Source organism: Kitasatospora sp. NPDC127067 (assembly GCF_042724755.1).
In the GTDB taxonomy this organism is placed as follows: Bacteria; Actinomycetota; Actinomycetes; order Streptomycetales; family Streptomycetaceae; genus Kitasatospora; species Kitasatospora lactacystinica.
In genome coordinates this window covers 1-11,972 of sequence record NZ_JBHXEM010000192.1, presented here as the reverse complement: position 1 = coordinate 11,972, position 11,972 = coordinate 1, and the positions used below count along the sequence as shown (strand labels likewise).

The window sequence follows — 11,972 nt, the reverse complement described above, 5'->3', positions numbered from 1 at the left end:
CCCAGGAGAAGATCTCGGCCAGTGCCGGGTCCACCACCGTCGTCATCCGCAGCACCGGCTCGCGGGAGCCGCCCCCGCCCCCGCCCCCGGCCCAGGCCCAGGCCCGTCCCCGTTCGCGGCCCCGTCCGCGTCTCCCGTTTCCTCCGGCGCGCCGTTCCCCGGCCCCGGCCGCCTACCGCTCGGCCGGGTAGTGGGCGAGGCCCGAGGCGAGCAGGCCGAAGGCCCGGTCGACCGCCGCCTCGACCCGGGCCCGCACGGCTTCGGCCGGCTCCCCGGCCACCATGGCCCGCCGGATTTCGCCGAGCACCGCCCGGTGGGCCCCGGTGACGGCTCCGGCCACGATCCGGGGGAGCGGGTCCTCCGGTGCGGCTCCCGATTCCTCGGCCAGGGCGGCCGCGAGTGCCGCCTCGGCCCGTTCGCCGAGCTCCAGCAGTCGGGCCCGGAGTGCGGCGCTGTCCTCGACGATCCGCCAGAACGCCGCCATCCCCGGGTGCAGTCCGACCGTCGGCTCCCCGCTCGCGAAGGCCGCCAGCAGGTCGGCCCGGACGGCGTCCACGGCCGGGCTGCCCGCGGGGCGGCGCCGGACCACCTCGGCCAGGTGGGCGACGACCTCCTCCTGCCGGTCGAAGAACAGGTCCTCCTTGGTGGGGAAGTAGTTGAAGACCGTGTTCGGCGAGACCCCGGCGGCCCGGGCCACCTCGACCACCGTGACCCGGTCGAAGCCGCGTTCGGCGAACAGGCCCATGGCGGTGTCGGAGAGCAGCTCCCGGGTCTGCTGCTTCTTGAGTTCGCGAAGTCCCATGGTCGGATCCTATCCGCGTGCATGGTGTCACTCCAAAGTTGCAGTGACACCAAAAATATCCGCTACGGTGACGGCATGACCTTCACCTTCGGCATCTACCCCGGCGGACTGGCCGGTGACGACACCGGCGTGATCGCGCCCGTCCGCCCCGACGACCCGGCCCGGATCACCGCCGCCCTGCGCGAACTCCAGGGCGGTGCAGAGGAGTTCCTGGTCCGCGCCTACCGCTCGTACCCGGGCGGCGAGCACACCCCCGCGCGGCCCGAGCAATACGCCGTCGAGGGACGCCGGCTCGACCTGGTGGTCCAGTACCGGGATCGTGGCGGGGAGTTGGCGGGCTGGCTGGACTTCGTCCGGCGGACGGTCCGCGCCGAGGGGTACCGCCTCGGGCTGCTCCAGATCTGCGAGGAGCCCAACCTGGACCTCCCGCCCGTGGACGGCAGCATCCCCAACGTCCGCCGGGCGCTGGTCGAGGGCGTGATCGCGGCGAAGGAGGAGGCGCTGGCCCGGGGATTCGACCGGCTGGCCGTCGGCTTCAACGCGGTGCCCTCCTTCGACCCCGCGGACACCTTCTGGCCCGAGCTCGGCCGGCTCGCCGACGAGCGCTTCCACCGTGCACTGGACTACGTCGGCCTGGACTTCTTCCCGGACGTCTTCCGTACCGTCCCACCCGGTCGACTCGCCGACGCGGTACGGGCGGTGCTCACCGGCTTCCGCCGGGACACGCTGCCCGGAGCCGGGATCGGGCCCGGCGTTCCGCTGCGGATCTGCGAGAACGGCTGGCCCACCGGCCCCGGGCGGAGCGAGGCGCGGCAGGCCGAGGTGGTGGCGGAGGTGGTCCGGACGGTCGCCGGGCTCGCCACCGAACTCAATGTCACCGGTTACGCGTTCTTCGCCCTGCGGGACGCGGACAGTGCGGGCGCCGGGCTGTTCCCGCACTTCGGCCTGATGCGCGACGACTACACGCCCAAGCCGGCCTTCGCGGTGTACCGCGCGCTGGTCGAGGAGCTGACGAGGGGCTGAAGGCGGGCCGACGGCGGGCTGACGAGAGCCGGCCGGTTCCGCTAGTTCGCCTCGAAGAAGCGCTCCACCGTGCGGCGCTGTGCGGCGACGGCGCCCACCGGCTCGCCGATCACCCGGCCGGCCAGGGCGACGGCCAGCTCGCCGACGTCCTGCCGCAGCAGGCGGGCCGCCTCGGCCCGGTCGGCGGCGATCCGGGCGCGGCCGGTGGCGAGCAGTTCGTCCCGGTCGCGGATACCCTCCGCGCGGGCCGCGACCATCGCCGCCGCGCCGCGCTCGGCGTACTCCTCCCGGATCCGGGCCGCCTCGTGGCGGGCCTCGGCCAGCTCCCGCAGGCGGGCCTCCCGGGTGGCCTCGGCCTCGGCGAGCAGGGCCTCGGCGCGTTCGGTGCGGCCCTCGGTGGCCTCCCAGCGTTCGGACTGCACCCGTTCGATCCGGGGGAGCAGGTGGCGGCCGAGCACCCACAGCAGCAGGAAGAACAGTGCCAGGCCGAGGACCAGTGGGGCCGGTTCGGGCTTGAGCGGGCCGAGTTCGTGCGTCACGCGCTACCTCCCCAGGGTATGACGTTCCGTCGGTCGGAAGCTTCCCCAGGGGCGACGCCGGTCGAACTCGGCCCGGACATGAGCTGCGTCACGGCGGCCCGGACGGCCGCAGGGCTCACTGCCCCATGACGTACTTGACGGTCGGGCCGGCGGTCCAGCCGCCGTCCACCGCCAGCTCGGCGCCGGTGACGTAGGAGGAGTCGTCGGAGAGCAGGTAGACCACGGCGCCGGCGATCTCGGGCGCCTCGCCGACCCGGCCCATCGGGGTGTTGGGGTAGTTGCCCTCGCCGCGCCGGATGCCGACCGAGGCGGTCATCGGGGTGTAGGTCATGCCCGGGTGCACCGAGTTGACCCGGATCCGCTCGGTGCCCAGCTCGACCGCGCCGATCTTGCTGAGGCCGCGCACACCCCACTTGGAGGCGCCGTAGCCGGCGGTCAGCGCCAGGCCCATCAGGCCGGCCGCCGAGGAGATGTTGACGATCGAGCCGCCGCCGGCCGCGCGCATCGCCGGGACGGCGGTCTTCATCCCGATGAACACGCCGGTCAGGTTGATGTCCAGGACCTTGCGGAAGTGCTCGACGCTCTCGTCCGCGAGCAGCGTGCCGGTGGAGATCCCCGCGTTGTTGACGAGGCCGTGCAGGCCGCCGAACTCCGCCACCGCGAAGTCCACCACGCGCTGCCAGTCCTCCTCGGAGGTCACGTCGTGGCGCACGAACCGCGCCCGCTCGCCGAGTTCGGCGGCGGTGGTCCTGCCGTCCTCCTCCAGGACGTCGGTGATCACCACGTTGGCGCCGGACGCCACGGCGAGCCGGGCGGCCTCGGCGCCCAGGCCGCGGGCGCCGCCGGTGACGATGACGGTCTTGCCGGTGAGGTCGTTCATGACCTGCTCCTTCGGGGGGTGGGGGAGGAGAGCATGGCGGCGGACATCGTCACCAGGTCGGCGAGGAAGGTCTCCTCGTCCGTCAGGGGGGTGGAGCCGGCGAGGTACTGCTGCGCCCGGTCGGCGAGGGCCGCGCCGATCAGGGTGAGGACCAGGTCGATCCGTTCCAGCCGGATCGGCTCCGGCAGGGCGGAGATCCGGTCCTCGACCAGCTCGATCAGGCGCCAGTAGCCGCCGCCGGCCAGCGTCGGGTGCGGGGTCCGGGTGCGGACGCCGCTGTTGTGGCTGACCTGCGCGGAGATCCGCAGGCAGTGCCGGCCCTGTTCGGTGCGCAGTTCGGTGGCCTCGGCCGCGACCAGGGCGCCGAGCAGTCCGGGCAGGTCCGCGTCCGCGAGGGCGGGCAGACGCGGCGCGAGGGCCTGCTCGGTGCGTTCCTGGCGGCCGGCCATGATCGCGTCGAGCAGGCCCTCGCGGGAGCCGAAGTGGTACTGCACGGCGGACGGGTTGCTCTGTCCGGCCAGTCGGGTGATGTCCCTGGTCAGGGCGGCTTCCACGCCGCGGGTGGCGAAGAGTTCCTCCGCCGCGCGCAGCAGCCTCTCGCGGGTCTCGTGGCCCGCCGATGTCCTTGCCATGCGAGCAAGATTAATGCTGCGCATTATTAATGGCAAAGGAGGCGAGCCCGGTCCTGGTTCCCGGCCTACGTCACCTCGCCCCGGCGGGAGAAACGCTCCGCCCGCCACTCACCGCTCTCCAGCACCTCGGCCAGCTGCCGGGCCGCGTCCCAGACCTCGGTGTACGACACGTAGAGCGGCGTGAAGCCGAAGCGCATCAGGTCCGGTGCGCGGAAGTCGCCGATCACCCCGCGCTCGATCAGGGCCTGCACCACCGGGTAGCCGTCGGCGTGCCGCAGCGCGACCTGACTGCCCCGCCGGGCGTGCTCGCGCGGGGTCGCCACCTCGACGCCGTCCAGCTCCTCGGTCAGCGAGACGAACAGGTCGGTCAGCGCCAGGCTCTTCGCCCGCACCGCCGCCGGGTCGACCCGCTCCCAGACGTCCAGCGAGGCGTCGAGGGCGGCCTGGCCGAGCAGCGAGGGCGAGCTGGTCAGGAACCGGCCGATGCCCGGCTTCGGGTCGTACCCGGGCTCGAAGGCGAACGGCCGGGCGTGGCCGAACCAGCCGCTCAGCGGCTGGAGCGGGCCGGCCGCCAGGTGCCGCTCGGCGACGTACAGGAAGGCCGGCGAACCGGGGCCGCCGTTCAGGTACTTGTAGGTGCAGCCGACCGCGAAGTCCGCGCCGGCAGCGCCGAGTTCGACCGGCAGCGCACCCACCGAGTGGCACACGTCCCAGATCATCAGGGCACCCGCGGCCTGCACCCGGGCGGTGATGCCGGGCATGTCCAGCAGCTCGCCGGTGCGGTAGTCCACGTGCGAGAGGACGACCGCGGCGACGTCCCCGTCCAGGTGCCGGTCCAGCTCCTCGGGACGGATCAGCGCGCTGCGCGCGCCCTCGACCAGACCGGTCACGCCCTCGGCGATGTACAGGTCGGTCGGGAAGGCCTCGGCGTCGCCGAGCACGGTGCGCCGGCCCGGGCGCAGCCGCAGCGCGGCCGACAGCACCTTGAAGAGATTGACCGAGGTGGTGTCGCAGACGACCACTTCCGCCGGACCGGCGCCGATCAGCGGCGCGATCCGCCGCCCCAGCCGGTACGGCTGCTCGAACCAGCCGGCGTCGTTCCAGCTGCGGATCAGCTCCCGGCCCCACTCCTCCTCGACCACCCGGCGCACCCGCTCGGACGTGCGCACCGGCAGCGCGCCCAGCGAGTTGCCGTCCAGGTAGATCACCCCGTCCGGCAGGGCGAACTCCTTGCGGAACGCCGCCAGCGGGTCGACGGCGTCCAGCGCCGCGCAGTCCTCGCGCGTGGTCATGCCCGTCCTCTCGTTCCCCTCGCTCACAGCCCGCTCCGTCCCTGCCCGTCCCGTCGCATCACGCTCTGTCGCACCGAGCTCTGTCGCATCAAGCTCCGTCACGGCCCGCTCCGTCACAGCCCGTCCCGGATCGTCCACAGCTCCGGGAACACGTCCTGCTCGGCCGACTTGCGCAGCCAGGTCAGTCCGCTGGAGCCACCCGAACCGGGCTTGCCGCCCATGGTCCGCTTGACCGCCGAGAGGTGGCGCTGGCGCCAGCGGGTGACCCGCTCGGCCACGTCCAACAGGGCCTCGCCGAGCGGCTGGAGCGCGGCGAACTCCGGCTCGGTGTACACCCGCCGCCAGGCCGCCTCGACCTCCGCGGACGGCTGGTGGCGCTCCTCGGAGGGCGCCCGGTGCGGGGCCAGGCCGCGGCGCGCCAGCAGCGCCAGCGCCTCGTCGTACAGGCCGGGGGAGCGCAGGGCCTCGGTCAGCTCGGCCTGGGCGTCGGGCATCCCGTCGTACATCTTCAGCAGCGCGGCGTTCTTGTTGCCGAGCAGGAACTCCAGCCGCAGGAAGGCGGCGGACTGGAAGCCGGAGGCCTCGCCGAACAGCGAGCGGAAGGAGTTGAACTCGTGCGGGGTCATGGTGGCCAGCAGGTCCCAGGACTCCACCAGTACGTCCTGTACGTGGGTGCCCCGGCGCAGCGCGGCCAGCGCGGCGGGCAGGTCGTCCTCGCGCAGTGCCTGCCGGGCGAGCGTCCATTCGTGCCGCAGCAGGTCGAACAGCAGCTCCATCACCTGGGTGGTGACGATGAACGACAGCTCGGCCGGTTCCTTGCTGCGCGGGTGCTGCAGGCCGTGCAGCTCCTCCAGGCGCACGTACTGGGCGTACGGGGTGCCCCGGCCCGGTGCTCCGCCCCGACCGAACGACAGGTTGGGTGTCTCCACCGTGTCGTGCCCCATCCCGATCCTCCTGATCCTCCGGGCCGCATCGCCCGGTCCGGTGAACCAGCCGGACTGCCGGGTTCCACCGGGTGCCCATTGTGCGGCGGCGGTACCCCCCGTTTGAATGGTCGACGGGCATCGCAACCGCCTTCGGAGCTGTTGTTCGCGATGCGTTCAGCTGATTCGCTTTACGAACGGAAATCCCTTGATCCCGACCACCCGGGAGGTCGCCTTGGACGCCGTTGACCGCCGCCTGCTCGCCGAGCTCCAGGCCGACGCCCGGCTCTCGTACAACGAACTCTCCCGCCGGGTGAGCCTGTCCGCACCCGCGGTGGCCGAACGGGTCCGCCGGCTGGAATCCGAGGGGGTGATCAGCGGCTACCACGCCCACGTGGACCTCACCCGGGCCGGGCTGCCGATCACCGCGCTGGTCCAGATCCAGTGCTACGGCCCGCGCTGCGTGCTGCGCGATCCGGAGGTGCCGACCTGGCCGGAGGTGGTCCAGCTGCACCGGGTCACCGGCGGGGCGTGCTGCGTGCTGCTGGTCGCGGTGTCGACGATGGCCGAGTTCGAGGCGGTGTGCGACCGGCTCGGAAGCTACGGCCAGCCGTCCAGCTCGATGATCCTCTCCAGCCCGGTGCCGTGGCGGCCGGTGGTGCCGCGCTGACCGCTGCCGCTGCCGCTGCCGTTGTCGTTGCCGCTGCCACTGGTCCACGGCCGGTGCCGATGACCGGCGGCGGGCGGCTGTCCTTGACGCGGACGTCAAGGAGTAGGTTGCCCGGCATGCCGAACGAGCGCCACATCCTGCTGCTGCCCGGGAGCCTGCGAGCCGGTTCCACCAACGAGACCGTGCTGCGCACCGCGGCCGCCGTGGCCGCGGCCGCTCCGGGCCTGCGGACCACGTACTACGCCGGGCTGGCCGGGCTGCCGCACTTCAACCCGGACCACGACACCGACCCGCTGCCGGAGCCGGTGGCCGAGCTGCGGGCCGCGATCGAGGCGGCCGACGCGCTGCTGGTCTGCACCCCCGAGTACGCCGGGACGCTGCCGGGCGCGTTCAAGAACCTGCTGGACTGGACGGTCGGCGGGATCGAGATCTCGGACAAGCCCACCGGCTGGATCAACGCCGCCGGTCCGGGCCGCGGCCAGGGGGCCGAGGCCACCCTGCGCACCGTCCTCGGCTACACCGGCGCGGCCGTGCTGGACGAGGCCTGCGTCCGGCTTCCGCTGGAGCGCGGCGCGGTCGGCCCGGACGGGCTGGTCGCCGATCCACTGGTCCGCGAGCGGATCGGCGAGGTGCTGGCACGCCTCGCGGCCGGCTGACCCGGGCGGGCGCCGGGCTCGGCGCCGTTCAGGGCCCGTGAGCGCCGTTCGGCGCCCGTCAGGGCCTGGTGCGGGTACGGTGCGGGCTCAGTGCCCCTCCGGCAGGTGCACTCCCAGCCCGGCCAGGCCCTCCAGGAACAGTTCGACGCCGACCGCCGCCAGCAGCAGCCCGAGCAGCCGGGACAGCACCTCCAGCGAGGTGCGGTGGGTGCGTCGCATCAGCGGCGCGAGCACCGCCACACAGAGGTAGTTGATCACCGCGACGGCCACGTACGCCCCGGAGACGGCGGCCTTCCAGCCCAGGTTGTCCTGGTTGAGCGAGGCGACCAGGACGGCCGTGATGGCGAGCGGGCTGGCGATGTACGGCAGCAGCAGTTCGCGGATGCCGTCCACCAGCGGGTTCGACAGGTGTTCGTCCTCGTCGGCGTCCGAGCCGAGGTGGACGCCGAAGACCAGGGCGACGGCGTAGACGAAGAAGATCGCCCCGCCCGCGAGCTGGAGCGACTGGTCGCTGATGTGGAAGAGGGTGGTCAGCTCGTCGGCCCCGAAGCCGAGCACCAGGCCGATCACCGCCGCGATGGCCGTGCTCAGCGCGGCCAGCCGGCGCAGCTCCCGGTTGCTGCGGGTCCCGGCCAGCCGGGCGAAGGCCAGCAGGGTCTTCGGCGGGCCGACCACGGCGAAGAAGGTGATGAAGGCGCTGCCCAGGTTGAAGACGAACATGGGCCAAGCATGACCTCGGGGCCCCGGGCGGCCGGTCCGCCACGCCCCGCGGCCGGGCGCGGCGTGGATCACCCCGCCGGCGGTTCATTCCCGGTCGCGGCCGAATTCGCCCGGATGGCGGCCCCGGCTCGAAGGCACGGGCGCCCTCGGTTGCTATGGAGGCAGGACCGTCACCACTGTCACCGAGCGGGGTCACTCCGCCGCGGAAGCGAGGATGCGACATGTGCCTGAACCGTAAGGACCTGGGCCTGCTGGCCCTGCGCGGCGCGGTCGGCGGCGTGCTGATCGCGCACGGCACCCAGAAGCTGTTCGGCTGGTTCGGGGGCGGCGGCCTGGAGGGCGCCACCCACGCCATGGAGCAGATGGGTTTCCACCCGGCCCGGCAGAGCGCGCTGGCGGCCGGCCTCGGCGAGGCGGGTGGCGGCGCGCTGCTGGTGGCCGGGCTGGCGACCCCGGCGGCCGGCGCGGTGGTGGCGGGGACGATGGCGGGCGCGGTGTCGGTGCACGCCCCGGCCGGCTTCTTCGCGATGTCCGGCGGCTACGAGTACCCGGCCTTCCTCGGTGCGACCGGCCTGGCGCTCGGCCTGGCGGGCGCCGGCCGGTACTCGCTGGACCACCTGACCGGCCACGTCTTCGACCGGCCGTGGCTCGGCCTGGCGTCCTTCGTGGCGAGTGCCGCCGGGGCGTACGGCGTCGTCGCGCGGCGCCGCCACCTGGTGCGGCTGCGCGAGGAGCGGGCCGCGGTGGAGTCGGACTCCCAGGAGGGCTCGGGGCTGTCCTGACGCGCTGTCCCGGCCCGGCTCACCCGGAGGCAGCAGCCCTGCTGGCGGTGGCCCCGCGGCCCTCGGAGGGTGGGCGTGGAGGTGTGCCGGGCAGCCCGGCGCCGACCGGAGACGAGGGACCGCATGGACCGCCAGCCGCTCACCCGAGCCAGCTCCCCGACCCCGCCGAGGGTCACCGCGCAGGACCTGGACGCACCACCGGTGCGTCACCAACGTCGGGTGGTGGCGGGGGTGTTGGTCGCGGCGGTGGTCGGCGCGGCGGCGCTCGCGGGCTGTTCCTCCTCCGGGAAGACCGTGAGCGGCGTGGCCTCCGCGGCGGCGTCCGCGGTGGAGAAGGGCGCGAGCGCCGTCGCCTCCGCCGCCTCGGCGCTGGGCTCGGCGGCCGGCGGGGCGGGGTCCGCGATCGCCTCGGCCGAGGCGCAGGCCTCGGCGGCGGTGTCGGCGGCCTCCTCGGCCGTCTCCGGGATCAAGGGCGGGCTGGACGCCAAGGGGGACGTCACCGCCGGGGCGGTGACCACCGGTTCGGACGGCAAGCCGCAGGTGCCGCTGACCGTCACCAACCACGGGCAGCAGTCGTACCGGTACGTGATCCAGGTGAACTTCACCGACGAGTCGGGCAAGGTGCTGGACGCGGCCGCGGTGACCATTCAGGACGTGGCGGTCGGGCAGAGCTCCCAGGCCACCGCGCACGCCCACCGGGACCTGTCCGGCACGGTCAAGGCCGAGGTGGCCAACGCCGTCCGTTACTGACTCCGGGGCCGTCCCGGGGTGCGGCAGCCCAGCTCGGCGCGGGGGTGGAACCTTAAGCGGGTCTCAAGGCCCAACGGCACCCCTTGACGGGTGAGTTGGTCTAGTCCATTTTTATTGCCCAGGTGCAGGGAGCCCCTGAACCGGCGTCGGCGGCCTCGTGCCGCGGGCGCCGGTTCGGCACATCCCGGTAGTCCGTCATGGTCTGATCCCGCTCGATTCCCCACCCACACCTGTCATGTCCCGGTCGTCCGGCCCCACCCCGGACGCGCGCCCCCGGGACGACGGGAACCCCCACAACCAGGAGTCACGCACCCATGCTGCGCTCACGCATTGAAAGGGCCGGGACCCCGGCGCCGCAGGGCGGCCGCCGACGCCGCCCGAAGAGCATGGCCGCCATCGCGGCCGGCACCACCGCCTCCCTGCTGCTCGGCGCCGGCCTCGCGCTGTCCGGCGGCGGCGCGGCCAACGCCGCGACCACCAACTCCACCGGCGCGCCCGCCACCAGCGGCGGCATCAAGGTCGCCTACTTCGACCAGTGGTCGGTCTACGCGAACGCGTACTACCCCAAGACGATCCAGGACACCGGCGTCGCCAAGAACCTGGACTACATGATCTACTCCTTCGCCAACATCCACCCGACCGACCTGGGCTGTTTCGAGGCCACCAAGGCCGCCGACGGGAACGACAACAACCCCAACGCGGGTGACGGCGCGGGCGACGCGTTCGCCGACTACCAGAAGAGCTTCGGCGCGGACATCTCGGTCGACGGCGTCGGCGACGTCTGGAACCAGCCGATCGCGGGCAACTTCAACCAGCTGAAGAAGCTGAAGGCGAAGAACCCGAACCTCAAGGTCCTGCTCTCGCTGGGCGGTTGGACCTACTCCAAGTACTTCTCGCCGGCCTCCGCCACGGACGCCTCGCGCAAGCACCTGGTGTCGTCCTGCATCGACATGTTCATCAAGGGCAACCTGCCCAGCGACGCCGGCTTCGGCGGCCCGGGCTCGGCGGCCGGCGTCTTCGACGGCATCGACATCGACTGGGAGTACCCGGGCGGCGGCGGCCACACCGGCAACCTCTCCAGCCCGGCGGACAAGCAGAACTTCACCGCCCTGCTGAAGGAGTTCCGCACCCAGCTGGACGCGCAGGGCGCGGCGGACAAGAAGACCTACGCCCTGTCGGCGGCGGTCGGCGCCGGCCAGGACAAGATCATGAACGTCGAGACCGACAAGGTCGGTCAGTACCTGACCTTCCTCGACGTCATGACCTACGACATGCACGGCGGCTGGGACGCCCAGGGGCCGACCAACCACCAGGCCGCGCTCTACTCGACCCCGGACGACCCGTCGACCCCGGCCAAGCCGGGCAACGGGAAGTACTCGATCGACAACGCGATCAAGGCGTGGACGGTCGGTGACAAGGAGTACGGCATCCCCGGCGGCTTCCCCGCCAACAAGATCAACATGGGTGTGCCGTTCTACTACCGCGGCTGGACCGGCGTGAAGGACAACGGCAAGCACGGCCTGTACCAGCCCGCCACCCAGCCGGCGGCCGGCGCGGCGATGTCCGGCAACGTCCCCGGCATCCAGATGTACAAGGAGCTCGCGGGCTTCGTCGACAACCCGTCCAAGACCTTCTGGGACGACGGGGCCCAGGCCACGTACTTCTACGACGGCAACACCTTCTGGAGCGGTGAGGACGCCAAGTCCATCCAGGCCAAGCTCGACTACGCGCACTGCAACGGCCTCGGCGGCTCCTTCGCCTTCTCGCTGTACGACCTGGGCACCAAGACCGCCCTGTTCGACAAGATGGTGAGCGCCACCAACGGCTCCGCGTCCGCCTGCCCGGCCCCGCCGACCGGCACGCCGACCCCGACCTCCACCGGCACCCCCACCGGCACGCCGACCGGCACCCCCACGGGTACGCCGACCGGTACCCCCACGGGCACCCCGACCGGCACCCCGACCACGCCGGCCTCCTGCCCGGCCGCCCCGAGCTGGGACACCAACACCACCTACGCGGCCGGCGGCACCAAGGTCTCGTGGAAGGGCCACTACTACACCAACAAGTGGTGGACCAAGGGCGACGACCCGAGCCTGAGCGGCCAGTGGGGCGTCTGGACCGACAACGGCCCCTGCTGACGGTCCACCGGACCGCCGAGGGCCTGACGGATCCTCGCAGCACCTGAAGCGACGGGTCCGGCCCGCCGGGAGGAGCATCCTCCCGGCGGGCCCGCCCCCGGGGGCGGTGCCCCGCCACCCCGGGGGACGCCCGGGCCGCCGGGCGCCCCATCGCCGACGGCCGGC

The 11,972-nt window shown here is 73.1% G+C and carries 13 protein-coding genes; 6 read left to right on the top strand and 7 right to left on the bottom strand.

Translation table 11 applies throughout. The features are described 5' to 3' along the window. Positions 1 to 172 precede the first annotated feature (172 nt). Complete coding sequence (locus tag ACFWJ4_RS38895; protein WP_380553460.1) at positions 173 to 802, bottom strand: TetR/AcrR family transcriptional regulator; 630 nt, start codon at positions 800 to 802, stop codon at positions 173 to 175. A 75-nt stretch (positions 803 to 877) separates the two neighbouring features. Between ACFWJ4_RS38895 and ACFWJ4_RS38890 the strand changes: the two genes are divergently transcribed. Further along, positions 878 to 1,825: a hypothetical protein gene (locus ACFWJ4_RS38890; protein ID WP_380553457.1), complete on the top strand. Its 948-nt coding sequence runs from the start codon at positions 878 to 880 to the stop codon at positions 1,823 to 1,825. Between the two features lie 41 nt (positions 1,826 to 1,866). Here the strand turns inward: ACFWJ4_RS38890 and ACFWJ4_RS38885 are convergent, their stop codons facing one another. From ACFWJ4_RS38885 to ACFWJ4_RS38865, 5 genes are all read right to left on the bottom strand, one after another. Further along, positions 1,867 to 2,364: a F0F1 ATP synthase subunit B gene (locus ACFWJ4_RS38885; protein WP_380553454.1), complete on the bottom strand. Its 498-nt coding sequence runs from the start codon at positions 2,362 to 2,364 to the stop codon at positions 1,867 to 1,869. Positions 2,365 to 2,479: 115 nt separating this feature from the next. Beyond that, entirely contained in the window at positions 2,480 to 3,244 is a 765-nt protein-coding gene (locus tag ACFWJ4_RS38880; protein ID WP_380553451.1) for an SDR family oxidoreductase, read from the bottom strand. After that, positions 3,241 to 3,876, bottom strand: a complete 636-nt coding sequence (locus tag ACFWJ4_RS38875) for a TetR family transcriptional regulator (RefSeq protein ID WP_380553449.1) — start codon at positions 3,874 to 3,876, stop codon at positions 3,241 to 3,243. Before ACFWJ4_RS38875 ends, ACFWJ4_RS38880 begins: the two co-directional genes overlap by 4 nt. Positions 3,877 to 3,941: 65 nt before the next feature. Next, positions 3,942 to 5,168, bottom strand: coding sequence for a kynureninase (gene kynU, locus ACFWJ4_RS38870; RefSeq protein ID WP_380553446.1), 1,227 nt, complete (start codon positions 5,166 to 5,168; stop codon positions 3,942 to 3,944). Between the two features lie 113 nt (positions 5,169 to 5,281). Continuing rightward, complete coding sequence (locus ACFWJ4_RS38865; protein ID WP_380553443.1) at positions 5,282 to 6,112, bottom strand: tryptophan 2,3-dioxygenase; 831 nt, start codon at positions 6,110 to 6,112, stop codon at positions 5,282 to 5,284. 214 nt (positions 6,113 to 6,326) lie between these two features. On the opposite strand from ACFWJ4_RS38865, the gene ACFWJ4_RS38860 reads away from it, so the two are divergent. Together ACFWJ4_RS38860 and ACFWJ4_RS38855 are read left to right on the top strand one after the other, a co-directional pair. Continuing rightward, a complete protein-coding gene (locus tag ACFWJ4_RS38860) occupies positions 6,327 to 6,761 on the top strand; it encodes an Lrp/AsnC family transcriptional regulator (RefSeq protein WP_380553440.1) in 435 nt (144 codons plus the stop codon). 116 nt (positions 6,762 to 6,877) lie between these two features. Next, positions 6,878 to 7,417, top strand: a complete 540-nt coding sequence (locus ACFWJ4_RS38855) for an NADPH-dependent FMN reductase (RefSeq protein ID WP_380553437.1) — start codon at positions 6,878 to 6,880, stop codon at positions 7,415 to 7,417. 87 nt (positions 7,418 to 7,504) lie between these two features. On the opposite strand, the gene ACFWJ4_RS38850 is transcribed toward ACFWJ4_RS38855, so the two are convergent. After that, on the bottom strand, positions 7,505 to 8,137 hold the full coding sequence (locus tag ACFWJ4_RS38850; RefSeq protein ID WP_380553435.1) for a MarC family protein: 633 nt from the start codon (positions 8,135 to 8,137) through the stop codon (positions 7,505 to 7,507). Positions 8,138 to 8,358: 221 nt separating this feature from the next. On the opposite strand from ACFWJ4_RS38850, the gene ACFWJ4_RS38845 reads away from it, so the two are divergent. From ACFWJ4_RS38845 to ACFWJ4_RS38835, 3 genes are all read left to right on the top strand, one after another. Further along, the gene (locus ACFWJ4_RS38845) at positions 8,359 to 8,919 is read left to right on the top strand and encodes a DoxX family protein (protein ID WP_359907172.1); all 561 of its coding nucleotides are present in this window, start codon (positions 8,359 to 8,361) and stop codon (positions 8,917 to 8,919) included. Positions 8,920 to 9,042: 123 nt separating this feature from the next. Next, on the top strand, positions 9,043 to 9,669 hold the full coding sequence (locus tag ACFWJ4_RS38840) for a hypothetical protein (protein ID WP_380553432.1): 627 nt from the start codon (positions 9,043 to 9,045) through the stop codon (positions 9,667 to 9,669). A gap of 314 nt (positions 9,670 to 9,983) precedes the next feature. Further along, a complete protein-coding gene (locus ACFWJ4_RS38835; protein WP_380358768.1) occupies positions 9,984 to 11,807 on the top strand; it encodes a glycosyl hydrolase family 18 protein in 1,824 nt (607 codons plus the stop codon). Positions 11,808 to 11,972 lie beyond the last annotated feature (165 nt).